Annotated in this window: 20 protein-coding genes and 1 pseudogene; 17 read left to right on the plus strand and 4 right to left on the minus strand. The window is 70.2% G+C overall.

All coding sequences use genetic code 11. The annotated features are described in order from the left end of the window. A complete protein-coding gene (locus OP79_RS35075) occupies positions 1-642 on the plus strand; it encodes a hypothetical protein (RefSeq protein ID WP_033325974.1) in 642 nt (213 codons plus the stop codon). A gap of 247 nt (positions 643-889) precedes the next feature. On the opposite strand, the gene OP79_RS35080 is transcribed toward OP79_RS35075, so the two are convergent. Further along, on the minus strand, positions 890-1,735 hold the full coding sequence (locus tag OP79_RS35080) for a CDP-alcohol phosphatidyltransferase family protein (protein WP_078492194.1): 846 nt from the start codon (positions 1,733-1,735) through the stop codon (positions 890-892). 179 nt (positions 1,736-1,914) lie between these two features. Here OP79_RS35080 and OP79_RS35085 point away from each other — a divergent pair, with 179 nt between their 5' ends. The 5 genes and pseudogenes from OP79_RS35085 to OP79_RS58310 all read left to right on the plus strand — a co-directional run. Beyond that, positions 1,915-2,901 carry a zinc-dependent alcohol dehydrogenase gene (locus tag OP79_RS35085; protein ID WP_033326146.1) on the plus strand — a complete coding sequence of 329 codons (987 nt, stop codon included), beginning with the start codon at positions 1,915-1,917 and terminating at the stop codon, positions 2,899-2,901. A gap of 198 nt (positions 2,902-3,099) precedes the next feature. Further along, a complete protein-coding gene (locus OP79_RS35090; protein WP_033325976.1) occupies positions 3,100-3,498 on the plus strand; it encodes a 6-pyruvoyl trahydropterin synthase family protein in 399 nt (132 codons plus the stop codon). A 23-nt stretch (positions 3,499-3,521) separates the two neighbouring features. Further along, positions 3,522-4,622, plus strand: coding sequence for a glycosyltransferase family 4 protein (locus tag OP79_RS35095; protein ID WP_078492203.1), 1,101 nt, complete (start codon positions 3,522-3,524; stop codon positions 4,620-4,622). 8 nt (positions 4,623-4,630) lie between these two features. Continuing rightward, the gene (locus OP79_RS35100) at positions 4,631-5,560 is read left to right on the plus strand and encodes a class I SAM-dependent methyltransferase (protein ID WP_425428652.1); all 930 of its coding nucleotides are present in this window, start codon (positions 4,631-4,633) and stop codon (positions 5,558-5,560) included. Further along, a pseudogene (locus tag OP79_RS58310) lies at positions 5,557-6,624 on the plus strand (lysylphosphatidylglycerol synthase transmembrane domain-containing protein); the annotation flags it as partial. The gene OP79_RS35100 and the pseudogene OP79_RS58310, both read left to right, overlap by 4 nt. Positions 6,625-6,776: 152 nt before the next feature. On the opposite strand, the gene OP79_RS52480 reads toward OP79_RS58310, so the two are convergent. Next, positions 6,777-7,592 carry a creatininase family protein gene (locus OP79_RS52480; RefSeq protein WP_078492195.1) on the minus strand — a complete coding sequence of 272 codons (816 nt, stop codon included), beginning with the start codon at positions 7,590-7,592 and terminating at the stop codon, positions 6,777-6,779. Positions 7,593-7,669: 77 nt separating this feature from the next. Between OP79_RS52480 and ribA the strand changes: the two genes are divergently transcribed. From ribA to OP79_RS35125, 4 genes are all read left to right on the plus strand, one after another. Further along, the gene (ribA, locus tag OP79_RS35110) at positions 7,670-8,344 is read left to right on the plus strand and encodes a GTP cyclohydrolase II (RefSeq protein WP_033325981.1); all 675 of its coding nucleotides are present in this window, start codon (positions 7,670-7,672) and stop codon (positions 8,342-8,344) included. 59 nt (positions 8,345-8,403) lie between these two features. Then, positions 8,404-9,387 (plus strand): ornithine cyclodeaminase family protein, encoded by a 984-nt coding sequence (locus OP79_RS35115; RefSeq protein ID WP_033325983.1) that lies wholly within the window; start codon positions 8,404-8,406, stop codon positions 9,385-9,387. Between the two features lie 96 nt (positions 9,388-9,483). Then, positions 9,484-10,545, plus strand: coding sequence for a saccharopine dehydrogenase (locus tag OP79_RS35120; RefSeq protein WP_033325985.1), 1,062 nt, complete (start codon positions 9,484-9,486; stop codon positions 10,543-10,545). Further along, positions 10,538-11,707 carry a saccharopine dehydrogenase family protein gene (locus tag OP79_RS35125; RefSeq protein WP_033325986.1) on the plus strand — a complete coding sequence of 390 codons (1,170 nt, stop codon included), beginning with the start codon at positions 10,538-10,540 and terminating at the stop codon, positions 11,705-11,707. The genes OP79_RS35120 and OP79_RS35125 overlap by 8 nt, the downstream gene beginning before the upstream one ends. Positions 11,708-11,785: 78 nt before the next feature. Here the strand turns inward: OP79_RS35125 and OP79_RS35130 are convergent, their stop codons facing one another. Next, positions 11,786-13,030, minus strand: a complete 1,245-nt coding sequence (locus OP79_RS35130) for a serine hydrolase domain-containing protein (RefSeq protein ID WP_033325988.1) — start codon at positions 13,028-13,030, stop codon at positions 11,786-11,788. A 417-nt stretch (positions 13,031-13,447) separates the two neighbouring features. Between OP79_RS35130 and tgmA the strand changes: the two genes are divergently transcribed. Together tgmA and tgmB are read left to right on the plus strand one after the other, a co-directional pair. Further along, a complete protein-coding gene (gene tgmA, locus OP79_RS35135) occupies positions 13,448-13,639 on the plus strand; it encodes a putative ATP-grasp-modified RiPP (protein ID WP_033325990.1) in 192 nt (63 codons plus the stop codon). A 16-nt stretch (positions 13,640-13,655) separates the two neighbouring features. Continuing rightward, positions 13,656-14,648: an ATP-grasp ribosomal peptide maturase gene (gene tgmB / locus OP79_RS35140; protein WP_033325992.1), complete on the plus strand. Its 993-nt coding sequence runs from the start codon at positions 13,656-13,658 to the stop codon at positions 14,646-14,648. Here the strand turns inward: tgmB and OP79_RS35145 are convergent. Beyond that, a complete protein-coding gene (locus tag OP79_RS35145; RefSeq protein WP_051745154.1) occupies positions 14,635-16,557 on the minus strand; it encodes a phosphatase PAP2 family protein in 1,923 nt (640 codons plus the stop codon). The genes tgmB and OP79_RS35145 overlap by 14 nt on opposite strands. Before the next feature lie 587 nt (positions 16,558-17,144). Between OP79_RS35145 and OP79_RS35150 the strand changes: the two genes are divergently transcribed. From OP79_RS35150 to OP79_RS35170, 5 genes are all read left to right on the plus strand, one after another. After that, positions 17,145-18,317 (plus strand): ROK family protein, encoded by a 1,173-nt coding sequence (locus OP79_RS35150; RefSeq protein WP_051745155.1) that lies wholly within the window; start codon positions 17,145-17,147, stop codon positions 18,315-18,317. A 275-nt stretch (positions 18,318-18,592) separates the two neighbouring features. Continuing rightward, complete coding sequence (locus tag OP79_RS35155) at positions 18,593-19,918, plus strand: ABC transporter substrate-binding protein (protein ID WP_033325994.1); 1,326 nt, start codon at positions 18,593-18,595, stop codon at positions 19,916-19,918. A 126-nt stretch (positions 19,919-20,044) separates the two neighbouring features. Beyond that, a complete protein-coding gene (locus tag OP79_RS35160; protein WP_033325996.1) occupies positions 20,045-20,956 on the plus strand; it encodes a carbohydrate ABC transporter permease in 912 nt (303 codons plus the stop codon). After that, the gene (locus OP79_RS35165; protein WP_033325998.1) at positions 20,953-21,852 is read left to right on the plus strand and encodes a carbohydrate ABC transporter permease; all 900 of its coding nucleotides are present in this window, start codon (positions 20,953-20,955) and stop codon (positions 21,850-21,852) included. The genes OP79_RS35160 and OP79_RS35165 overlap by 4 nt, the downstream gene beginning before the upstream one ends. Before the next feature lie 2 nt (positions 21,853-21,854). After that, positions 21,855-23,573 (plus strand): hypothetical protein, encoded by a 1,719-nt coding sequence (locus OP79_RS35170; RefSeq protein ID WP_033325999.1) that lies wholly within the window; start codon positions 21,855-21,857, stop codon positions 23,571-23,573. Positions 23,574-23,610 lie beyond the last annotated feature (37 nt).

Below are 23,610 nucleotides of genomic sequence, written 5' to 3' on the forward strand. Positions count from 1 at the left end.
ATGACTCAGTTGACCGGCCCGGAGGAGCACCAGTTGCGCCTGGCTCTCGGCCTGATCGGCGAAGCGATCGGCGGTGAAGAACCCGCCACCCCGCTCCGTGCGCGCCCCGCCTGGCCGAAGCGTCCTGGCACCGTCGTCGGTGCCCTGGTCGCCGCGGCGTCCCTGGCTCTCGTTCTCCTGGCTTATGGGCTTGCGGACGGTGATTCAGGCGGAGCCCAGCAGGACCAGGGGCAGGCGCTGAGCCACATGGAGTGGATTGCCTGCTCGCCGATGATCGTCGAAGGGGACGTGGTGGCGGTACGCGACCACCCCGGACAGGACGATGCGGTCAAGGTGACCCTCACCGTTACGGAATGGATCAAGCCGAGCCAGGGCACTGAGCGGCAGATCCAGTTCATCACCATGAGCGACAAGTGGAAGGGCGAGCCCTCTTACGCGAAGGGCGAGCACATGCTGGTGGCCGTCAAGGACCGTCCCGACGAACCGGCCGACACCTTTCGCGTCGACGGGGCGGGGACGTCACGAACCCTGAAGTTCGAGCGCAACCGGATCGATCAAAACCTGGCAGCGGCAGCCAAGACGGAGTGCCCCGCCTTCTGGCGCAACAGAGACGACGACAGCGGCGGACGGGCGGACAACTGACCGTTCGTGGTGGTGTGGTCCAGCAGCGCCTCAGGCCGCCGCCGATCCTGCGTGGATAGGCGGCGGCCTGAGGTCCGGATCGCTGACACATACGCGATGCGTTCCAGCAAGCCAGGGACAACCTGGTTGATCCGGCGGTCGGTAAAGAGCGGCGAGGAACCGTGAGGCGTTCTGATTGAAGTCACGCGCGGTTTTCTCTATGCAGTTACATGGTCCTACCGGAGGCTACGGATCCTGCCGTGATCCGCTACACCCTCGACGAACTGGTCGCCCTGCCCGACGCTGCGAGTGCAGGAAGCGAGGAGGGCACGGAAGCCACGGAGGAGTAGGCCTCAGCGGCGGCAGGCTCGGCGGACTCGCGGAGCGTCACGTGGCCCTCCCGGTTCCTCCACAGCCAGCCGATGTCGCGGCCGAACGACCAGGTCAGCGAGCCCAGTGCCAGGACGACCGTCGCGAATGTCAGGACGTACGGCAGGATCCCCGCCCCCGCCACCAGCAGCGCGACCCCCTGGAGCGCCGCCACCGTCTTGCGGCCCGTGCTGGGGGGCAGGGCGGCGTTCAGCCAGGGCATGAAGCGGGCCGCCGCCACGAAGGCGTACCGCATTCCGCCGATCAGCAGGACCCAGGGGCCCAGCTGCGTGGAGACGTACACACTCAGGACCAGGATCAGGAAGGCGTCGACCTCCATGTCGAAGCGGGCGCCCAGGGCGGTCGAGGAACCGGTGCGGCGGGCGACCTTGCCGTCGACCGCGTCGAGGATCAGGGCGACCGTGGTCAGGGCGACCAGGAGGGTGACCGGCGGCGGGCTCTGGAAGGAGTCCGCGACCAGGGCCGTGACGCCGGCGACGAGCGTGGCGCGGCCGAGGGTGACGCGGTTGGCGGGGCCGAAGGAGCGGGGCCGGGTGCGGTGCAAGGCGCGGGCGAGCACGGCCCAGGTGGCGAACGCGAATGCCAGGCCCGTCAGCCAGCCCACCGGCCCCATGCCGATCGCCGTGCCGAGGACGGTCAGCAGGAGGAGCATCGCGCCCGCTCCCACGGCCGTCTCCTGCTGCACCTGCAAAAGCCTCGCGTCGTACGTGTTGTTCAGGGCCACCGCACATCCTCCGGCCAGATGACAAAGTCGATCACTGCCGCTTACGTTGTTCCGCGGCTTCGCAACGGTCGGTACGTGCACCGTCGCCGGAGCGTTCAGCCGGACTCAGCAGGTTCACAGCTTGGGCACGACTTTTTGCGTGACTTTGCAGCACGAATTTTCAGGAGGATGAGATGCCGATGAACCGCGTTGCACGCGCTTTCTGGCTGGAGTCTCCGGGGCACGGCGAGATACGGGACGCCGATCTGCCGAGCCCCGTCGAGGGCGAGGTTCTGGTGCGCACGCTCTTCTCCGGAGTGAGCCGCGGAACCGAGACCCTCGTCTTCCGCGGTGGCGTGCCGGAGAGCCAGTACGGCGCGATGCGGGCGCCGTTCCAGGAGGGCGATTTCCCGGGGCCGGTGAAATACGGGTATCTCAATGTGGGCCTGGTGGAGGAGGGGCCGGCGTCGCTCGTCGGGCGGACCGTCTTCTGCCTCTATCCGCATCAGACTCGGTACGTCGTTCCGGCCAGCGCCGTGACACCCGTGCCCGAGTCCGTGCCCGCCTCGCGTGCCGTCCTCGCCGGCACCGTGGAGACCGCGGTCAACGCCCTGTGGGACGCCGCACCGCTGATCGGTGACCGGATCGCGGTGGTCGGCGCCGGAATGATCGGCGCCAGTGTCGCCGCCCTCCTCGCCCGGTACCCCGCCGTCCGCGTCCAGCTCGTGGACGCCAACCCGGCACGCGCCGAACTCGCCCGGGCGCTCGGCGTCGACTTCGCGCTCCCGGCGGACGCCGCCGGCGACTGCGACCTGGTCGTGCACGCCAGCGCCACCGAGGCGGGACTCACCCGCTCCCTCGAACTCCTCGCCCCGGAGGGCACCGTCCTCGAGCTGAGCTGGTACGGCGACCGGCGGGTCAGCCTGCCGCTGGGCGAGGCCTTCCACTCCCGCCGCCTTGTCGTCCGCAGCAGCCAGGTGGGCACCGTGTCCCCGGCCAGAAGCGGGCGCCGTACGTACGCCGACCGGCTCGCCCTCTCGCTCGAACTGCTCGCCGACCCCGCCCTGGACGCGCTGATCACCGGCGCGTGCGCCTTCGAGGAACTGCCGGAGGCGATGGCCGCGCTCGCCGCGGGCGAGACGCAGGCGCTGTGCCACCTGGTTCAGTACGACACTGAAGGACACTGAAGGGGCCTGACCACCTCGGATCGGTTCGGGACTACGTCCGGTGACCGGTTCGCCGAACAACGTGTCCGAGCCACGCGTCTCAAACGAAAACCCGTCGAAACTTCCTCCCGTACCGCCTGAACACGGAGAACGGACCTGCCGTACTACACGGCACGCCCGGCAGAGGGATCAGACGTGCCGCACCTGGAGGGTCGTCCGTTGTTCAGCATCACCGTCCGCGATCACCTCATGATCGCCCACAGCTTCCGCGGGGAGGTCTTCGGACCCGCGCAGCGCCTGCACGGGGCGACGTTCCTCGTGGACGCCACCTTCCGCCGCGCCGAGCTGGACGACGACAACATCGTCGTCGACATCGGACTGGCCACTCAGGAACTGGGTGGAGTAGTAAGCGAGTTGAACTACCGCAACCTCGACAACGAGCCCGACTTCGCCGACACCAACACCTCCACGGAGTTCCTGGCCAAGGTCATCGCCGACCGCCTCGCGGAGCGGGTGCACAAGGGAGCGCTGGGCGAAGGCGCCCGCGGACTGTCCGGCATCGCGGTCACCCTGCACGAGTCGCACATCGCCTGGGCGAGTTACGAGCGTGGACTGTGAACAAGTACGCGGACATCATCCCCATGTCTCTTAGCGCCATGCACTTTGTGATGCCCGGCACAGTGGACGACCCGACCAAGCCCAGCGGCGGCAACACCTACGACGCCCGGGTGTGCCTCGACCTCCCCGCCTTCGGCTGGCAGGTCCACAAGCACGCGATCGACGGCAGCTGGCCCCAGCCCTCAGCCGCCGCCCGCGCCGAACTGGCCCGCACCCTCAGCGAGATCGCGGACGGCAGCCGCGTACTCCTCGACGGACTCGTCGCCTGCGCCGCCCCCGAGATCATCGCCGCGGAGACCGAGCGGCTGCGCCTGGTCGTCCTCGTCCACCTGCCGCTCGGCGACGAGACGGGTATCGACCCCGGCCTCGCGGCGGAACTGGACGCCCGCGAGCGCCGCACGCTGCGTTCCGTGCCCGCGATCGTGGCCACCAGCGAGTGGGCGGCCCGCAGGCTGGTCGCCCACCACGGGCTGGCCCCCGACCGGGTGCATGTCGCCGCGCCCGGCGCCGACATCGCGCCCCTGGCCGCCGGCACCGACGGCGTCTCGCGGCTGCTGTGCGTCGCCTCGGTCACCCCGCGCAAGGCGCAGCACCGCCTCGTCGAGGCCCTCGCCACCCTCACCGACCTGAACTGGAGCTGCGTCTGCGTCGGCGGTCTGGGCCAGGACCCCGAGTACGTCGCCGAAATCCGGGAGCTCATCGACCGCCACGGCCTCGGCGACCGGCTGCAACTCGTCGGCCCGCAGGCCGGAGCCGAACTCGACGCGAGCTACGCCTCCGCCGACCTCCTGGTGCTCACCTCGTACGCCGAGACGTACGGCATGGCCGTCACCGAAGCGCTGGCGCGGGGCATCCCCGTCCTGGCCACGGACGTCGGCGGGCTCCCCGAGGCGGTGGGCCGCGCACCCGACGGCGGGATGCCCGGCATCCTCGTACCGCCGGACAACTCGGCGGCGCTCGCGGCGGAACTGCGCGGCTGGTTCCTCGACACCGATGTACGACGCCGTCTGAGGGCCGCCGCGCGCGGACGCAGGGCCGCGCTGGACGGCTGGGCCGCGACGGCCCGGAGCCTGGCCGGTGTGCTGGGGCGACTTGGGCGGGACGCAAGGAAGGGGGCAGCGTGAGTACGAGCATGACACCACCCGAGCAGGCGACGCCGAGGGTCGCGGAGGTGGGAACGATTCGGCTGGGTGACCGCAGGCGCGGCGCCGCCGACACGGAGGCCGACGACGTGACGCGGTACGCCCCCGAGTGGCTGGAGCTGCGCGAGAGCGCCGACGCCGCCGCGCGGTCGGTCGATCTCCTCGATCCCTTGCGGATCCGGCTCGCGAACCTGCCGCGGCGGCACCACGGCCTGGTGATCCACGACCTCGGCTGCGGCACCGGCTCCATGGGCCGCTGGCTCGCTCCGCGACTCGACGGACCCCAGCACTGGGTCCTGAACGACCGCGACCCCTATTTGCTGCACTTCGCCGCCGTCGGCTCACCCCGCACGGCCGCCGACGGCAGCCGGGTCACCGTCGAGACACAGCGCGGCGACGTCTCCCGGCTGACCGCGGACGCGCTGAAGGGCGCCTCGCTGGTGACCGCCTCCGCCCTGCTCGACGTACTCACCGCCGACCAGATCGAGGCGCTCGCCAAGGCCTGCGCCGGAGCCGGCTGCCCCGCCCTGCTGACGCTGTCGGTGGTGGGGCGCGTCGAACTCACGCCCGCCGACCCGCTGGACGCCGAGATCGCCGAGGCGTTCAACGCCCACCAGCGCCGTGACGACCTGCTCGGCCCCGACGCGGTCACCACGGCCTGCGACGCCTTCGCCCGGCACGGCGCGACGGTACGGGTGCACCCCAGCGCCTGGCGGCTCGGCCCCGACGAGTCCGCGCTGATGGCCGAGTGGCTGCGCGGCTGGGTCGGCGCGGCCGTCGAGGAGCGCCCCGAACTCGCCCCGCGCGCGGGCGCCTATCTGCGAGGGCGTCTCGCGGCGTGCGAGGCGGGGGAGCTGAAGGTCGTGGTGCACCACAGCGATCTCCTCGCCCTCGCCCGTCCGACGGGAGGAGCGGCATGAGTGCGCAGGCGGTGGCAGCCGACGCGCAGCCACGCGCCGTCCGGGCCGAGCCGGCACCAAGGCCCGTCCTGGACGGCAGTGAAGAGCGGGCGAGCAGTGAAGAGCAGGTGATACGAGGCGCACGGGCGGCCCGGACACCGAAGCCGGTCCCGGACGCGCGCCGCACCCTTCGTACGCTCTGGTCCCGTATCGACTCCCGCGCCCTGCGCACCCACTTCGGCACTTTCGCGGGCGTCGCCATTCTCGGCGTACTCGTCTGGCGGATGGGCACCGGCGTCTTCGTGGACGGACTGCGCCGGGTCGACGGCCCCACCGTGCTGGCGGCCCTCGGGATCGGCGTGGTCACCACGGTGTTCAGCGCCTGGCGCTGGTGCCTGGTGGCCCGGGGCCTGAAGATCCGGCTGCCGCTGGGGCCTGCCGTCGCGGACTACTACCGCTCCCTGTTCCTGAACGCGGCGCTGCCCGGCGGCGTACTCGGCGATGTGCACCGCGCCGTACGGCACGGGCAGAGCGCCGGTGACCTCGGCAGGGGCGTACGCGCCGTGGTCCTCGAACGCGTGGCGGGCCAGGTGGCGCTCATGGCCGTCGGCGGGGTCCTCCTGCTGACGCTGCCCTCGCCGGTCCAGACACAGACCCAGCACCTCGTCGAGGCATCCGCCATCGCGCTGGCGCTCGCCGCGATGATCGCGGCCGTGGTCGCGGTACGGCTGAAGGGCTCGTCGCCCTCGTCGCGACGCATGCCCCGCCTGCGCAACGCGCTCGCCGAGGCGCGTGAAGGACTGGTGGCCCGCCACACCTGGCCAGGTGTCGTCGTCTCGTCGGCCGTAGTGCTGGCGGGCCACCTCGTGATGTTCGTACTCGCCGCCAGGGTCGCGGGATCCGACGCGTCCCCAGTCGTGTTGCTGCCCCTGGCGGTGCTCGCCCTGCTCGCCATGGGACTGCCGCTGAACGTGGGCGGCTGGGGCCCCCGCGAGGGCGCCACCGCCTGGGCCTTCGGCGCGGCCGGACTCGGCGCGAGCACCGGCTTCTCGGTCGCCGTCGTCTACGGAGTGCTCAGCCTCGTGGCCAGCCTGCCCGGCATCGGCGTCCTCGTCGCCCGGTGGGCCATGGGCGTGCGGCGGCGCCCCCGGCCCGCGTACGAGAAGAGCGCGCCGCAGCGCCACAACGGCCACGTCCCGCGCTCACCACCGGCGAACGCGGGACACGCGGCGGACCGTCAGGACCGGCTTCCCGTACTGTCCTGCCCGGCCCCCTTCTGTATGGCGTCCTCGGCGCCCGGAGCGGAATTCGCCGCTTCCGGCCTGAGGATCGAGAAATACGAACCGAAGCAGTCCACCAGGCCCGCCAGCAGCTCCTTGCCTTTTTCGGCGGTAGCCAGCGAAGGACGGCCGATGACACCGGACTCCGTGTAAGCGGACATATCGAGGGTGAGAAGATGCCGTCGGTCGTCGGCGAGGAAGTCGGAGGACTCATATCCGGGACGCACCATTTCCGGATGAGCGTGCAGCAGGACGGACGTCTCCAATTCCCCGGCATGCATATCGCTGAGCAACGAGGTCCGCACATCGGCCCGGACCCGCGCCTCCTCCCAGTCCTCCGGTGCCGGGAACAGCGCCATGCGCGTGCCGCTCCCTGCGGATTCCTGCACCACATTGCCCAGCACGTAGTTCCCGCCATGTCCGTTGACCAGTACCAGGGCGTCGATGCCCGAGCGACGAAGCGAGTCGGCTATGTCCCGTACCACCGCGTGGAGTGTCACCGCGGAAATACTGACCGTCCCCGGCCAGGCGGCATGTTCGTGCGAGCAGGCGATGGTCAGCGGAGGGAGGAGATGCACCGGATACGCGGCGGCGACCTCACGGGCGATGGTGCAGGCGATGACGGTGTCAGTGGTCAGGGGTAGAAAGGGCCCGTGCTGTTCGAAGCTGCCGATGGGAAGGACGGCGACGCCGGGCCGACGCGCCCTCACGTCCTCCGTGGTGTCCAGCGGCAACAAGCCGGGGGTGGTCAGCTGTGTTCCCGAACCGGTCATGGTGGTAAGGCCTTTCGTTCCGTAGACACCGACGAGAGCAGGCTAACGCGGCAACGGCAGATTGGATGCAGGAGAAAATGAAGGAAAGCAAAGGCGTGCTCGGTCGGAGTGCCGGCCCCAAGGCAGATGTCCAGTCGGGTGTCCAGCGTGTGGTGGATCTCCAACTGCACACCGTGTACGGAGATTTCTACGCCGTCGGCTATTTGGATCTCGAACGCGGGGATGAACAAGTGGCCCTCATATACGGCGATATCGACGGAACGGAGGACACGCTCACCCGACTGCATTCGGAGTGCCTCACCGGAGACGCCTTCGGGTCCACGCACTGCGAGTGCGGCGACCAGCTGTCGACCGCCCTGCGCACCATCGTGGCGGAGGGCCGCGGCATCCTCCTCTACCTCCGCGGCCACGAGGGCAGAGGAATCGGGCTCCTCGCCAAACTGCAGGCCATGAAGCTCCAGTCGGAGGGCCTGGACACGGTCGAGGCGAACCTCGCCCTCGGTCTCCCGGTCGACGCCCGCGACTACGGCGTCGCCGCGGACATGCTGCACGATCTCGGCGTGCCCTCCGTACGCCTGCTCTCCAACAACCCGGCCAAGAGCGAGGCCCTGCGGCACCACGGCATCGAAGTCGCCGAGCACGTCCCCCTGTTGATACCGCCGCGCGAGCACAACATCAGCTACCTGCGCACGAAGCGGGAGCGCATGGACCACCACCTGCCGCATCTGGACGCGGTGATCCACTGGTCCTGAACTGCTCCTGAGCTGGTCCTGACTGGTGCGGCGGCCCGGATCCCGGATAGGAACAAGGGATGACAGACACAGATGACGTCGTCCTTTACCTCTCCGGACACCAGGTGACGCAGCTGCTGAGCATCGACGCGGCCATCGCGTCCCAGCGCGTGGCCTTCACGGCGCTCGGCGACGGCACCGCCGACGTGCCCGGAAAGATCATGGAGCCGAGCGGGTTCGACGACAGTGTCGTGCTGGCGTACGTGGCGCGGCTGTCCGCGGACACCGGGGCCGTCGCCAAGTTCGGCAGCGTCAATCCGGGCAACGCGGCGGCCGGGCTGCCGACCGTGCATGCGGTGATCAACGCGCTCGACCCGGTGACCGGCCGCCTGGCCGCCGTCATGGACGGCACGGCGGTGACGACGCTGCGCACGGCCGCGGCCAGCGCGGTGGCCTTCGACGCGCTGGCCACCGCCGACAGCGCGGAACTGGGCCTGATCGGCTCGGGCACCCAGGCGCTGGCCCATGCGCGGGCGGTGGCCCGGGTGCGGGACCTGCGGGCGGTACGCCTCTGGAGTCCGACTCCTGCGCGCCGCGAGCGGGCGGCCGAGCTGCTGGCGGCCGAACTCGGTATCGCCGCCAAGGCCGTCGCCTCAGCCGAGGAGGCCGTGTCCGGGCTGCCCATGGTCGCGGCCTGCACGCTCAGCAGCACGCCCGTCGTACGCGGCGAGTGGCTGGCGCCCGGCTGCACGGTGGTGAGCGTGGGGTCCTTCGAGCGGACCCGCAGCGAGGTCGACGCCGAGGTCGTACGGCGGGCCGCGGCCGTGGTCGTCGACGACCCGGACACCGCGGCGGGCCACGCCGGTCCTGTGGTGGACGCGTTGCGTTCCGGGCTGCTCGCGGCCGAGGACCTGATTCCGCTCGGCGGTGTCCTCACGGGCCGACGCGAGGGACGTACGAGCCCCGACGACATCGTCTACTACAACAGCGTCGGCCTCGGCATCCAGGACGCCGCCGCGGCCTGGGCGGTGATCGACGCAGCCAGGAAGGCCGACCTGGGGTAGAGGGCTTCTGATGAGGCATGATCCCTTCGTGGACATCACCGCGCTGCGTGCCGAAAGGTTCGCCGCCGACGCCCCGCGACCGGAGGTCAACCGCGTATGACCGAGCTCCACCTGTGGCTGCGCCACGAGACCCGCACGACCGAGCGGCGCACCCCCATCGTGCCGTCCGACGCGCGGCGGCTCGTCGAGAACGGCGTGACGGTGACCGTCGAGCGGTCCCCGCAGCGGATCTTCCCCGTCGAGGCGTACGAGGCGGCCGGGTGCCGAGTCGTCGAGCCGCACTCCTGGACCGTCGCACCCCTCGACGCGGTCGTCGTCGGCCTCAAGGAACTCCCCGAGGAACCGGGCGAGTTGCGGCACCGGCATGTCTTCTTCGGGCACGCGTACAAAGGGCAGCCCGGGGCCGAGGCGCTGCTGCGCCGGTTCGTCGCCGGAGGCGGGGCGCTGTTCGACCTCGAGTACCTGGTGGACGACAACGGCCGCCGACTCGCCGCCTTCGGCTACTGGGCCGGCTATGTGGGCGCCGCCCTCGCTGTACTCCACCACCGGGGCAGGCTGACGGCCCCGCTGCGGCCGACGTCGAAGGACGAACTGGACGCCGAACTCCAACCCCGCCCGGACGACGCGCAGTTCAGCTCCCTCGTGATCGGTGCACTGGGCCGCTCCGGACGGGGCGCGCGGGCCGCGCTCATGGAGGCCGGGCTCGACCCCACGTGCTGGGACCTCGCCGAGACCCGCGACCTGGACCGACAGGCCCTGCTGGACCATGAGTTGATGGTCAACTGCGTGCTCAGCACCGGCCCCGTCACCCCCTTCCTCACCGACAAGGACCTGACCGAACCACGCCGGGGCCTGCGCACGGTGTGCGACGTGACCTGCGACGTCGGCTCCCCCTACAACGTCCTTCCGGTCTACGACACGGTCACCGACTGGACGGACCCCGTACGCCGCCTCCATGAACGGCCCGCCCTCGACCTCATCGCCATCGACAACCTGCCGTCGCTGCTGCCCGAGGAGGCGAGCACGGACTTCTCGGCGCTGCTGACGCCACAGCTGCAGGAGTTCGGGGTGGCCGGGGCGTGGGGGCGCTGTCTGGACCGGTTCCACGAGACGTGCCGTGAACTCGGCCTGGAGAACGGGGAGTCCGACCATGCCTGAGACAGCCGTCGTGCCCGCATCCGGCACCGTCCACTGGATCGGCGCGGGCCTGTCCACGGGCAGCGGCCTGGCCACCCTGTGCGACACCGCCGACCGCGTACGCCTGTGGCACCGCACTGAAGAGCGGGCGGCCCAGAGCCTGACGGCGCTCGGCCTCACCGGACGCGCCGAACCCCGCGCGTACACGCTCCCCGCACTCGCCGCCGAACTGGCACCCGGCGACATCGTGGTCTCCATGCTCCCGGCCCCGGAACACGGCCCGCTGCTGGCCACCTGCGTGGCGCACCAGGCCCACTTCGCCTGCTCGAGTTACGTGTCCGAGGCGGTCCTGGACCAGGTCCCCGCCGCGAAGGCCGCGGGCATCGTCGTCCTCACCGAGTCGGGCCTCGACCCGGGCATCGACCACCTCTTCGCACACAGCCTCATCGCCCGCGCCCGCACGGAGATCGGCGCCGACACGGCCGCCGAGGTCAGCCTCACCTCGTACTGCGGCGGCATACCCGCCGTCCCCAACGACTTCAAGTACCGCTTCAGTTGGGCCCCCGCAGGCGTCCTGAACGCCCTGCGCTCACCAGCCCGCTACATCGAGTACGGCGAGGAGACGACAGCCGCCAACCCCTGGGAAGCCACCCGCACCCATCTGGTGGACGCCGAACCCTTCGAGGTCTACCCGAACCGCGACAGCATCCCGTTCGTCGACCAGTACGACCTGCCTCAGACGTGGAAACCCCGGACATTCGTCCGCGGCACCCTCCGTCTGTCCGGCTGGTTCGAAGCCTGGCAACCCGTCTTCGAGGAACTGAGGCGCGGCGACGACGAGCGCATCGCCGCGCTCGCCCAGGAGCTGGCGGCCCGCTACCCGACCACGGACGCCGACCGCGACCGCGTCGTCCTGGCCGTCTCCCTCGACGTACACGCGGACTCGGGCCGGAACTGGTCGGGGCGCTACCTGCTGGACATGGAGGGAGACGCGAAGGAGAGCGCGATGGCCCGGTGCGTGTCACGCACGCTGGCGCTGGGCGTACGCAAGATCCTTGCCGGAACCCTGCCGCCCGGACTGAGCCGTGCGGCCGAGACACCGGAGCGGTCCGAGGAATGGCTGGCGAAACTGGGCCAGGACGGGATCGACTTCACTCTGGACAGCATGCGCGCCAAGAACTGACGGCCCGTGACCTCGTAGCCCTGCCACGGTCCGCCCCCGTCAGCGGACCTCGGAAGTGCTCGGCCTGTTCAACTCATCTCAGCCGACGACCACTTCGTGCACCAGCCGCCTGAGATCCGCGAACCACGTCGGCCCCGCCGTCGGTCGTACCTGAGTCAGGAACTGCACGGTCAGGTCGTGCCGCGGGTCGACCCAGAAGGTGGTGCCGGCCGCGCCGGACCAGCCGTACAGGCCGGGGCCGGCCGGTGACTCCGTACGAGCCGGGTCGATCACGACCGAGACGCCGAAGCCGAAGCCGACGCCCGCGTTGCCGGGGAAGTCGTGGACGGGGCTGCCGTAGGTGCGGAGGTCGGCGGGGAGGTGGTTGGAGAGCATCGTTTTCACGGTCTGCGAGGACAGGAGCCGGGTGCCGTCCAGCTCGCCGCCGCGGCGCAGGAACTCCATGAAGCGGTGGTAGTCGTGCGCGCTCGCGACCAGGCCACCGTTGCCGGACAGCAGACGCGGACGGCTGCGTCCCGGCTGCTCAGGGCTCCGTACGATGCCACCCTTACTGCCACCGTCCTCGTCGCCTCCGTCACTCTCGGCGTACAGAACGGCCAGCCGGTCCGCCCGGTCCTCGGGAACCCAGAACCCCGCGTCCGTCATTCCCAACGGCCGAAAGACCCGCTCGGAGAGGAACGCGTCCAGTGACATCCCGGACACCACCTCCATCACGCGCCCGAGCACCGTGGTCGCGACCGAGTAGTTCCACTGAGTCCCCGGCTCGAACTGGAGCGGCAGGCCCGCGAACAGCTCGCAGGCCTCGGCCAGGTCCGCGTCCTGCGGCTCCGCCCGTTCCACTCCGGCGGCCCGGTACGCGGCGTCCACGGGATGTGCGTGGTAGAAGCCGAACGTCAGCCCCGCGGTGTGGGTCAGTAGATGCCGGATACGGATGGGCCCCTCGGCGGGGCGGGTGCTGAGGTCCGGGCCGCTGCCGTCGACGTACACCCGGGGCTCGGCGAAGGCCGGCAGATGGCGGGCCACCGGGGCGTCGAGGTCGAGCAGGCCCTCCTCCTGGAGCATCAGCGCCGCGACGGAGGCGATCGGCTTGGTCATCGAGTAGATCCGCCAGATCGTGTCCGTCCTGACCGGCAGTCCGGCCTCCCGGTCTCGGAGGCCGTACGAAGTGAGATGTGCGACACAGCCGTGACGGGCAACCGAGATGAGGTACCCGGGCAACCGGCCGTCGTCGACGAGGCGGGCGAAGTGTTCGTCCAGCCGTCGCAGAGCCGCCGGATCAAGGCCGACCTCGGCCGGTTCCACCTCTTGTCGCAACTCGCTCATCGTCCGCTCCCGTTCGAGGAAGGAGATGTGGTTCCTGTGCTGTTCCAGTGAAACCTATCGCCGACCTGCGGATTCGCGAGGTCGACGACGACTACCCGCATACCGGAGGTGCTACACGGGCGCGTGTGACGCGTGAGGCGTCGCGGTGTGCGCCGGAGCGCTGAAGTGCGCCCGAAGACCGGATCCGCGAGGCCCGGGTATACGTCATAGAAGGCGGATGGATGCCCCATGCATGAAGTGAGCGGCCGAGCCGGACGGGGGCTTGAAGCCGAACGGCGCGATTGATTACACAGCGTGAAGCAACCATTCGACAGTTCGATTCGTATATCTCCGTGGAAGCCCAGCAGACCCGTCAGGCCCCGCGACGCCGGAGCGTCACGATCCGCTTGACCGGAAAGCACCGAGCAAGGAGAACCAATGCGACCGTTCGCGCTCAACTATGCACGTCCGGCCCAGCAGTTGGAGGTCAGCGTTCCGTACGCCTATGACTCCAGACTGCAGTTGAACGTCCTGCCCGACGGGCGGCTCGCCGCTCATGACTACGCCGTGTTGCGGGAACTGGGGGCCACGACGTCCACGGCGGGCTCGAAGACCCACTTCGACGACTGAAGACGGACCCGCGACGATGACGGTTCTGATCCTGACGTGCGAACAGGATGTAACCGCGGACATGGTGGTGGCGCGACTGGACGGGACGGGTGTCCCGGTCGTCCGCCTCGACCCCGCGGACCTGCCCGGAGGCGTGGCCCTGTCGGGAGAGTTCGTGCACGGCTCCTTCCGCGGCCATCTGTCCGCCGGTGGCCGGCTGGTGACCATGAGCGGTCTGCGGTCCGTCTGGGTCCGCAGGCCCGGTGTGCCCGCGACGCGGGTCGCCGAGCCGTCCGCCTGGCTCACCGAAGAGTCCGCGCAGGCGCTCTACGGCATGCTGCGTTCCACCGGCGCGCGCTGGATGAACCACCCCGACGCGGCCCGCCAGGCCCGCCACAAGCCCTGGCAGCTTCATCTCGCCCAGCGCTGCGGGCTTCCCGTGCCCGCCACACTGATCACCACGTTCCCGCAGGCCGCCCGCGACTTCGCGGAACGCTTCCCGGACCTGGTGGTCAAACCCGTCTCGGGCGCACACCCGCAGGAGCCACCGAGGGCGGTTCCGACCAGCAGGGTCGCACCCGAGACGGACTTCTCGGCCGTCGCCTTCGGCCCCACACTGCTTCAACGGCGCGTGGCCAAGCGCGCCGACATCCGGCTGACCTGCGTCGGCGACCGGTTCTTCGCCGCCCGCAAGGCGGTCGGCCAAGGCGCCGATCCGGGGGAGGTCGACGTCCGGTTCGCCACCTCCACCGAACCCTGGCTGCCGGTCGAGACACCGCCGCGGGTCGCCGCGAACGTGCACGACTATCTTCGGGAGGCCCAACTCGCGTACGGCGCATTCGACTTCGCCGAGGACGCCGACGGCATCTGGTGGTTTCTCGAGTGCAACCAGGCGGGCCAGTTCGGCTTTGTCGAGATAGAGACGGAGCAGCCGATCGCACGTGCCGTCGCCGACTGGCTCGCCGCCCCCGCACCGGACCCGGCGTCGCCCGACGAGCAGGTCTTCGTCGAATCGGTCACGTGCGAGTGAGCCGTACGGACAGACCGCGGGCGGTGAACACCGGCTCGGCTTCGTGGCCGTCGACCGTGATGCGGCCGAACCGGCCTTGCAGGACACGGGCGTCGATGACCGGAATCGTGCTGCCCGGCTTCGGTGGCCGTTGCTTGTCGAGCCGGATGACGAGCGTGCTGCCCCGGCCGAGGAGCACGCGCCGCGTCACCGCCAGGGCCGGTACGCCGTCGTCGGTGAGCGTCACGTCGAGGGTCGTACCGGATGCCTGGGTGTACGCGCCGCGCACTCGGAGCGCCGAGGCCGTACGCAGCGTGCCGCCCCGCACCTGTACGTCGCCGCACCCGAGCGCGTCCCGTGAACCGGTCGCGAGGACGCCCTCCTCCAGCGTGGTGCCGCCGGTGTAGCCGTTGGCTCCCGTGAGGGTCAGCGTGCCGGTGCCCCGCTTGACCAGCGCGCCCCGGCCGTCGATGTCGTTGCGCCAGGTGTCGGCGGCGGAGAAGCCGCCGTCGCCGGCGTTCATCGTGACGCGCACGTCCGAGTCGAACGTCCCGTATCCGTCGGCGGCGGCGAAGAGGTTCAGCCGGCCCCACCGCTCGAAGCCGTCCAGCAGGACGTATCCGGCGGGCAGCGCCGTCGTCCGCAGAACCTCGCGCCGCTGGGCGGCGGAGAGGTACGGCAGCCGCGTCTCGAGGAGGACCTCGGCGCCCTTCGGTACGGTCATGGGGTCGCGCGAGGGCCGCTTGGGCAGGACGTAGGCCAACTTGGGGGCGACATCTGCCGAGTTGAGCGCGGGGCTCGCGTACGGGTCCTCGTCCAGGCCCGCCGAGTGCGCGAACTCGTACAGCGTGTCGGCACTCGTGCCGGTCTCCTTCTGGAAGTAGGCCAGGGCCTGGGCGCGGGCCGCCGCCTTGAGGCCGGCGTTCTTCGGGTCGGCGAGCGCGGCGGCGGCGAGCGCCGTGGCGAGGATCCGGCCGCCGATCACGTCGACGGTGGAGTGCATGCCCGACACGATGCGCGTGTGGGAGACGTCGAAGGCGCGGGTCACCAACTCCTGGAACCGTTCGGGAACCGCGTACGCCATCGCCAGCGCCGCCAGGTGGAGCGCGTTGGTGTGCCCGCTGGGGAAGCCGCCGTCCTCGGCCGGGACCTCGGCCCGCTGCCTCAGCAACTGTGGGACGACCGCCACGTCGGACTCGTAGACCGGGTAGCCCAGCGCGTCCTTCTCGCCGGTGTCGACGACCTCGCTGTCCTTGTTCATCCGCCAGGGACGCGGGTACTGGTACGCGAACTTGCTGGGGTTGCCCGAGGCGAACGGGCCGCGCACGGTGTCGACCAGCTCCGCCACCTTGCCCAGGTCCGAGTCGTGGGAGCCCGCGCCGAGCGCGGAACCCGCGGGAGCGTCGGCCGGGATCGTGTCGTTGATCTTGCCCGCAGGGACGCCGTCCGGCGCGGACGTGATGCCGGTGACCGCCTTCGCACCCGCCTTGTAGAAGTCGGCGAGAGGGCCAAGACCGTCGATCACCGCGTAACTCTGGTGCTGGCGGTCGTGGATGAAGGCCAGCTTCGCCTCGGCGTCGGTGCGGTGGGTGGTGACGCGCACGCTGTAGCGGATGTTGGCGCGCAGGACGTCGGCCATGAGCGGCATGCCGCTGTCCCAGGCGGCCCCCGTCTTCCAGACCTTGGCGAAACCATCGAGGATGCGAACCGCCGCGTTGGTCTCAGCGGTCTGATTCGCAACGACGTTGGTGGTGTACGAATCGACAAAGGCGGCGGGGGAGTTGGCGGGGGAGCCTGCCGCCGCGGCCGGCCACGCGGCGGCCACGGGAGCGGCAACCAGCCCGGCCGAGACGCCCACGGAGTTACGCAAGAACACGCGCCGGTCGATGCCGTGCTGGAAGTGCGGGGTACGGGTGTGCTGCCCGGGCATGGAGGTGCCTCTCTGCGTGGCGTTTCGCCTTGGGTTGGATGGGGGGTGCATCGGCCTCTGGCGGAGGAGCGGTTCACCTCGGGCCGGTGGGGCTTGCGGCTGTGCCTCCCGCGAGCGCTCGCGCCCCGTAAGGGGCGCGGGGCTGTGTCAATGTGCGGCTCCGCCGCGCGGGCGCGACCAGCCACAACCGGCCCGCGGCCGAGGTGCGACCCAGGGGGCTGGGGGCGAAGCCCCCGCCCTTCAGGGGCGCGGGGCTGTGCCGATTTGCGGCTCCGCCGCGCGGGCGCGACCAGCCACAACCGGCCCGCAGCCGAGACTCGACCCGGGGGCCGGAGGCCAAAGGGGCCCGGGGGCGCAGCCCCCGTTGAACTGCGGCTACACAGACGGAAGTTGATACCTCGAAGCGTTCAGGAAGCCCCGGGACGGGCTTCAAATCGGCGCGGCAGGCGAGTACCGCATTGAGTTCGTTAGGAAGTTAACTAACGAAGTATGGTGCGTCAAGAGGCAGGGAATCCCATTGCCGTACAACCCTTGCGGACAGACCGCCGCGCCCCCGCGGAGACCACCGCAGCAGACCTGGGGAGAGCATGCATCTGAGCGAGAGCGCCCGCGCGGTGTTCGCCGTACTGGCCGCGGCCGGTACCGCCACCCGCCCCCAACTGGCAGCCGTCGCGCGCCTTTCCAAGCCGACCGTCTCCTCCGCCGTGGCCGAACTCGAGGCCGCCGAGTTGGCCGAGTGCTCGGGCACCGTCTCCGGCGCCACCGGCCGGTCCGCCGCCGTCTACGGACTCGGTCCCGCCGCCGGGGCCGTGCTCGCCGTCGACCTCGGGCCCGCCGTGACCCGGGTGCGCGGCTGTGCCCTGGACGGCACCCTGCTCGCCGAGGGGACGGGGACCCGGCCGGACGCCGCCGACGTCGTACGCCACGTCCTCAAGGAGCTGCCCACCGGCGCCCCGCTGCGCGCGGTCGTCGTGGCCGTCGGCGATGTCATCACGCAGGACGCGGAAGGCGCGGGCGCGCGTCCGGCGACCGCCAAGGCCGGCCCGCTCTTCGACGCCATGGCCGTCGCACTGCCGCCGGGCGTTCCCGTACACGTCGAGAACAACGTCAACTGCGCCGCGCTCGCCGAGCTGCACGAGGGCGCCGCCCGCGGCCGGGACACCTTCGGCTATCTGCGGATCGGTGTGGGCATCGGCCTCGGGGTCGTCATCGGCGGCCAGGTGCTGCGCGGAGCGAACGGCGCCGCCGGAGAGGTGGCCCGGCTGCCCTACCCGTGGGACGGGGACCGTGAACCCCGCCGCGAGGGCCTGGAGGAGCACATCGGTGCCCGCTCCCTGCTGCGCCGGGCGGCGGACGCCTGGCAGGACGCCGACGGCCCGTGCCCCCGCACCGCCGAGCGGCTCTTCGCCCTCGCCGGTGAGGGGCACGCCACGGCACGTACCGCCGTCGGCCGCCATGCCGCCGAGATCGGCCGACTCGCCGCAGCGGCGGCGGCCGTCCTGGACCCCGGCCTGATCGTGCTGGGTGGCGCCATCGGCGCGGACCCCCAGCTCCTGCCCGGTGTACGGGCGGAACTCGCCCGGCTGAGCTGGCCCACCGAGGTCGTGAACAGCGCGCTCGGCGAGAGCGGCACCGTGGTGGGGGCGGCCCGGCTGGCCGTGGCCCGGGGCATCGAGACAGTGACCGGCGGAGTGGAAGCCAAACCGCGACCGGAGAGTGGATTCCAAACCGTGACCGGAGGGGTGCGGGTGAAGCATTGACGGACTCCACCGGCTTCTGCCAATGTCCGGACAAGCGCTTTCTAAGTCGGTCGGGACGCCGGCTTGGGGCGAGCGTCCCGCCCGTACTCGACGTACGGCAACCGCACCAGGGCGTGCTTGTGCGGCGACGGCCACAGTGGCCGGGGACCCTCGCCTGTCAGGATGACGCGGCCGGGCGAGGCCGCGCCCTCGGGAAGCGAACTTTCTTGCACAATGCACCCGTGCCGCCTCCGTCGGCGCCGTGCTCCGTCCCCTACCACGAAAAGGGATCGAAGATGACCACTGTGGGTGTGCGGCGCTCCCGCCGACTCGGCCGCGGCGGCATACGCCGCCTGGTCCCCCTCGCTGCCGTGGCCACGGCAGGTGCCCTGCTGCTCTCCGCCTGCGGCGGGTCGGACTCCGGCTCGGGCGGGACCTCCAAATCGCTGACGTTCTGGATCTCCACGGTTCCGGGGCAGGACGCGGGCTGGAAGAAGATGGTGGCGCAGTACAAGAAGGAAACCGGCGTCGACGTCAAGCTCGTCAACAATCCCTACGACGGCTACGAGGCGAAGCTGCGCAGCGCCGCGCAGGCGAACTCCCTGCCCGACGCGGCGGCAGTGCCGAAGCTGGACCCAATCTGGGCGAACAAGCTGATCGACCTCAGCCCCATCGCCAACAAGAAGAGCAACAAGATCAACGGCAACTTCGTCGCCAAGGACTCGTCCGGGAAGGTGCTGTCCATCCCCTCGGACATCACCGCGTCCGGCATGTTCATCAACAAGTCGCTCTTCGAGAAGGCCGGTGTCGACTACCCGACCTCGCCCGACAAGACCTGGACCTGGACCGAGTTCATCAAGGCGGCGGACGAGGTCCGGGAGAAGACTGACGCCAAGTACTCCCTGACCTTCGACCAGTCGCCGTCCCGGCTCCGCGCCATGGTGTACGAGATGGGCGGGAAGTACGTCCAGGCCGACGACTCCGGCAAGTTCTCGGTGGACGCGGCGACCAAGAAGGCCGTGAACACCTTCGTCGGGTGGAACGACGACAAGACCATGCCGAAGTCGGTGTGGACCAGCGGCGCCGACCCGTCGGCCATGTTCCAGAGCGGTGACGTCGTCGCCTACTGGTCCGGCGTGTGGCAGGTCGCCGCCTACGCGGAGAGCATCACGAAGTTCGAGTGGGCGAGCGTCCCGACTCCCGCCGAGCCGGTGCAGGCCAGCGACGTCAACAGCGGCGGCATGACGGTGGGCTTCAACAACAACGCCGACGCGGCCGCCGCCGCGGAGAAGTTCCTGTCCTGGCTGTACGAGCCGGCCAACTACCAGGCGCTGTGCGAGGCGTCCGGGTTCCTGCCCGTCGAGACCGGTCTGAACCCGAAGTACCCCTTCAAGTCCGAGGCGGCGCAGGCGGCGTTCAAGCTGTACAACGAGTCGATCCCGCTCTACGACCCGATCTCCGGCTCCTTCAACACCGCGCAGACGGGCTGGGCGCTGAAGGGCAAGAGCCTCACCGAGGACCCGACCAAGATAGAGCTCGGCAAGGCGATCAACGGCCAACTGTCGGCCGACAAGGCCCTGGAGAACATCGTGGCCGGCTACGACCAGCAGGTCGGCGGCTGAGCGTAGGCCGAAAGGCCCGGGCGGCGGGGTCGAGACTCCGCCGCCCGGGCCTCTGGACCCCACGTGCATGCCAGGCTCATGGCCTGAGCGCACAGGAACCCATTCCACCAGCACGGAGTCAGGAAGATGACCAAAAGCGCCTCGGACGTGTCCGTGAGCCCGCCCAGGAGACGCAGCAAGTACACCGTCGCGCCGCTCGTCCTCATCGCGGGCAATGTCGTGCTCTTCGCGCTGTTCTTCGTCTGGCCGGCGGTGATCGGGCTCGTCTACTCCTTCACGAACTACACGGGCATAGGGGCGTTCCAGTTCGTCGGACTGGACAACTACCAGAACCTGTTCGGGGACTCCACCTTCTTCGACGCGCTGACCCGGACGCTGCTGTACACCGTGCTCTTCGTTCCGCTGAACTTCGCGCTCTCGCTGCTGATCGCCAACGTGCTGGTGAGCAAGCACGCCAAGGGCGTGTCGGTCGCCCGCGTCTTCTTCTTCATCCCGTGGCTTCTGTCGCCCATCGTCGTGGGTGTCCTGTGGCGGTGGCTGTTCGGTGAGAACTTCGGACTGGTCAACCACGTCATCGAGAAGCTCGGCGGAAGTGCCGTTCCGTGGCAGTCGAACGCGGACCTGTCGCTGATAGTGGTGGTGGTGGCGGCATCCTGGGCCTGGACCGGCTTCTCCATGCTGCTGTTCATCGCGGCGATCAAGAACGTACCGACGTCGTACTACGAGGCGGCCGCGCTCGACGGCGCCGGTCCGTGGCGCCAGTTCGTCAGCATCACCCTGCCGAGCATCGCGCCGACTTCCTTCATCGTCATCCTGCTCAACACGATCCACGGGATGAAGGAGTATCCGCTGTTTGCCTCCCTCAACAACGGCGGACCCGGAACGTCGAACAACCTGCTTGTCCAGTACATCTACCAGACCGGCTTCAAATCGGGCCAGATCGGCTATGCGAGCGCCGCGTCGTTCGTGCTCATGCTCATCCTGATGGTCGTGGCGATCATCCAGATGATGGTCAACCGGCGGGTGGAGAACCGATGACAACCACAGACATGCCACGCCCGGTCGACGCCGAGCCCGGACGGGCTGTTTCCAGGAAGCGGTCCCGCGGCGCGGCCGGCGGTGGGCTTCGGCGCGCGGTGCCCGCGACGACACTGCTGTGGGTTTTGGCGGCCGTCTACGGGTTTCCCGTGCTGTGGTTCGTCCTCAGCTCCTTCAAACCGGCGGGAGACTTGTTCACCTCGCTGGCACTGTTTCCGGACGACCCCACCCTGTCGGGCTACACGGCAGCATGGGGCAGCGCCAACTTCTCCCAGTACTTCATCAACACGACCATCGTGTGTGTGATCGCGACGATCCTCACGGTGGGAGTCAGCTGCTGCACGGGGTACGCGCTGGCCAAGTACGACAACAAATGGCTCAAGGCGTTCTTCGTCTGCATCCTCGCCACGACGATGCTGCCGGGCGAGGTCATGCTCGCCCCGCAGTTCCTGGTGGTCCGCGACCTGGGCCTGTACAACTCGCTCGCCGGCATCATCGTCCCGGCCTTGCTCACCGCGACCGGATGCTTCATGTTCCGCCAGTTCTTCCTGACGGTCCCCGACGAGCTCATCGAGGCCGCCCGCATCGACGGGGCGCGTGAACTGTCGATCTTCCTGCGGATCATGGTGCCGATCTCCCGGCCCATCATGCTGACCCTCGCCATCCTGTCGTTCCAGTGGCGATGGAACGACTACATCTTTCCGCTGCTGATGCTCAACGACCCCGACAAGTTCACCGTGCAGATCGGCATCCAGAGCCTCGTCGGCGCGCAGAACATCAACTGGTCGGTGGTGCTCGGCGGCTCGGTCATCACCATGATTCCGCTGATCGTCGTCTTCCTGGTGTTCCAGCGTTACGTCATGAACGCCGACATCAACGCCGGACTGAAGGACTGACCGTGCCCACCCCGCTCGACCACGAGTTCGTCCGCGCGGCGGCCCGCGCCGCCGACCGGCCGGCCGCCCCGCTGGCGGCCGACCCCGACGAGGAACCCGCGGGTGTGCCGCACCGTGGTCTGGCGCGCCGGGTGAAGACCCTGGTCGCGGCATACCGTTCCCCGGACTCGGCACTGCACGGCAGCAGGCAGGCCGTCGCCGCCGCGATGACCCACCTCCGCGCCCTGCGGGCCGCGCAGACCACCACCGGCCTCTTCGCCGGCGGCGACAACGTGCAGTCACCACCCGACTCCGCCTTCACCGTCAACGACGTGTGCGACGCGCACGTCCTCGCCGCCGGCGCGGGGCCGGAACTGCGCGACGTCACGGCCGCGCTCGCCGAGATCGCCGGCGCCGCCACCGGCAGTCTCCTGACCGGTGGGGTGCACACCCCGAACCACCGCTGGGAGCTGTGTGCGGCGCTCGCCCGGCTGCACCGGTCGTTCCCGGACGACCGGCTGCTCGACCGCGTCGAGGAGTGGCTCGCCGAAGGCGTCGACATCGACGCGGAGGGCCTGTACTCGGAACGGAGTGCCAACTACGCGGCCCATGTGTCCAACCCGTCGCTGCTGCTGCTGGCCGGCGTGCTCGGCCGTGCCGACCTGCTGGACGCCGTCGAACGCAATCTCGCCACGACCCTGGACCTCATCAGGCCGGACGGCACGGTGGAGACCGTCCACTCGCGACGGCAGGACCAGAACCACCCGTTCCCGCTGGCGCCTTACCTGCCGCACTACCGGCTGCTCGCCATCCGCACCGGTCGGGGCGACTTCGGCCGGGCGGCGCGGCTGGCGGCCGCCGGCGGCATCGACGACCCCGACCTGCTCGCCCAGACCCTCCTCACCCCGGACCTGTGCCGCGCCCTGCCTGCCCCGGCCGCACAGACACTTCCGCGCGACCGGTACATCACCACCGCACGCCTCGCCGCACACGCCTCGGCCGACGTGCACACGGTGGTGTACGGCGGCTCCGACGTGCCCGAGCACCGGCGCATCCGCTCGGGCCTCGCCTGCAACCCCACCTTCCTGCGCCTGTTCGCCGGCGACGCCGTCCTCGACGCGGTCCGTCTGACCCGGGGGTTCTTCGACCTGGGCCCGTTCCGCGCTGCCGGCATGCAACAGCTCGCCGACAACCGGTACCGGCTCACCGAGACCCTCACGGCCGCCTACTACCAACCGCTCCCGACGGACCAGAGGCGGGACGACGGCGGCTACCAGATGGCGGACGAGGGACGCTTCTCGGCCGCGATGGCCTTCCCGGACCGGCCTCGTGACGAGGTCTCACACACGACCCGCGTCGAGGCGGACCTGAGGGAAGACGGTGCCGACCTGCGGATCGACATCAGCGGACCACGGGTGCCCTGGGCCCTCGAACTGACCTTCCGGCCGGGCGGCGTGCCAGAGGGCGCCGTACCGATCGGCGACGGGCGCTGGTGCCTGACGACCGGGCCGATGACCTACCGGGTCGGTGACGACGAGATCCGGGTCGAGGCCGATGTCGAGGCAGGCGAACCGCTCGCCGGGCCGGACCGGAGCGACGTACTGCGGTACGACCCGGGTCAGGACTACACCGTGGCGGGCGGCACCGACGCGACGACCGGGAACCGCGTCTACATCGGTGGCCATGGCCCGCACACACTGACCGTCGCACTGCGTGCCCGCCGACCCGCACCTGTGGTGTGACCCTGGCGAACCACACCATGGCCACGCCACCCCAGGC

The organism is Streptomyces yerevanensis, assembly GCF_000716805.1.
In the GTDB taxonomy this organism is placed as follows: Bacteria; Actinomycetota; Actinomycetes; order Streptomycetales; family Streptomycetaceae; genus Streptomyces; species Streptomyces flaveus.

What these genes read in the sequence shown, in the direction of transcription:
- OP79_RS35075 (WP_033325974.1), top strand. Translation starts at nt 1, where the DNA reads ATGACTCAGTTGACCGGCCCGGAGGAGCACCAGTTGCGCCTGGCTCTC.
- OP79_RS35085 (WP_033326146.1), top strand. Translation starts at nt 1,915, where the DNA reads ATGAACCGCGTTGCACGCGCTTTCTGGCTGGAGTCTCCGGGGCACGGC.
- OP79_RS35095 (WP_078492203.1), top strand. Translation starts at nt 3,522, where the DNA reads ATGTCTCTTAGCGCCATGCACTTTGTGATGCCCGGCACAGTGGACGAC.
- OP79_RS35100 (WP_425428652.1), top strand. Translation starts at nt 4,631, where the DNA reads ATGACACCACCCGAGCAGGCGACGCCGAGGGTCGCGGAGGTGGGAACG.
- OP79_RS52480 (WP_078492195.1), bottom strand. Translation starts at nt 7,592, where the DNA reads ATGACCGGTTCGGGAACACAGCTGACCACCCCCGGCTTGTTGCCGCTG.
- ribA (WP_033325981.1), top strand. Translation starts at nt 7,670, where the DNA reads ATGAAGGAAAGCAAAGGCGTGCTCGGTCGGAGTGCCGGCCCCAAGGCA.
- OP79_RS35115 (WP_033325983.1), top strand. Translation starts at nt 8,404, where the DNA reads ATGACAGACACAGATGACGTCGTCCTTTACCTCTCCGGACACCAGGTG.
- OP79_RS35120 (WP_033325985.1), top strand. Translation starts at nt 9,484, where the DNA reads ATGACCGAGCTCCACCTGTGGCTGCGCCACGAGACCCGCACGACCGAG.
- OP79_RS35125 (WP_033325986.1), top strand. Translation starts at nt 10,538, where the DNA reads ATGCCTGAGACAGCCGTCGTGCCCGCATCCGGCACCGTCCACTGGATC.
- OP79_RS35130 (WP_033325988.1), bottom strand. Translation starts at nt 13,030, where the DNA reads ATGAGCGAGTTGCGACAAGAGGTGGAACCGGCCGAGGTCGGCCTTGAT.
- tgmA (WP_033325990.1), top strand. Translation starts at nt 13,448, where the DNA reads ATGCGACCGTTCGCGCTCAACTATGCACGTCCGGCCCAGCAGTTGGAG.
- tgmB (WP_033325992.1), top strand. Translation starts at nt 13,656, where the DNA reads ATGACGGTTCTGATCCTGACGTGCGAACAGGATGTAACCGCGGACATG.
- OP79_RS35145 (WP_051745154.1), bottom strand. Translation starts at nt 16,557, where the DNA reads ATGCCCGGGCAGCACACCCGTACCCCGCACTTCCAGCACGGCATCGAC.
- OP79_RS35150 (WP_051745155.1), top strand. Translation starts at nt 17,145, where the DNA reads ATGCATCTGAGCGAGAGCGCCCGCGCGGTGTTCGCCGTACTGGCCGCG.
- OP79_RS35155 (WP_033325994.1), top strand. Translation starts at nt 18,593, where the DNA reads ATGACCACTGTGGGTGTGCGGCGCTCCCGCCGACTCGGCCGCGGCGGC.
- OP79_RS35160 (WP_033325996.1), top strand. Translation starts at nt 20,045, where the DNA reads ATGACCAAAAGCGCCTCGGACGTGTCCGTGAGCCCGCCCAGGAGACGC.
- OP79_RS35165 (WP_033325998.1), top strand. Translation starts at nt 20,953, where the DNA reads ATGACAACCACAGACATGCCACGCCCGGTCGACGCCGAGCCCGGACGG.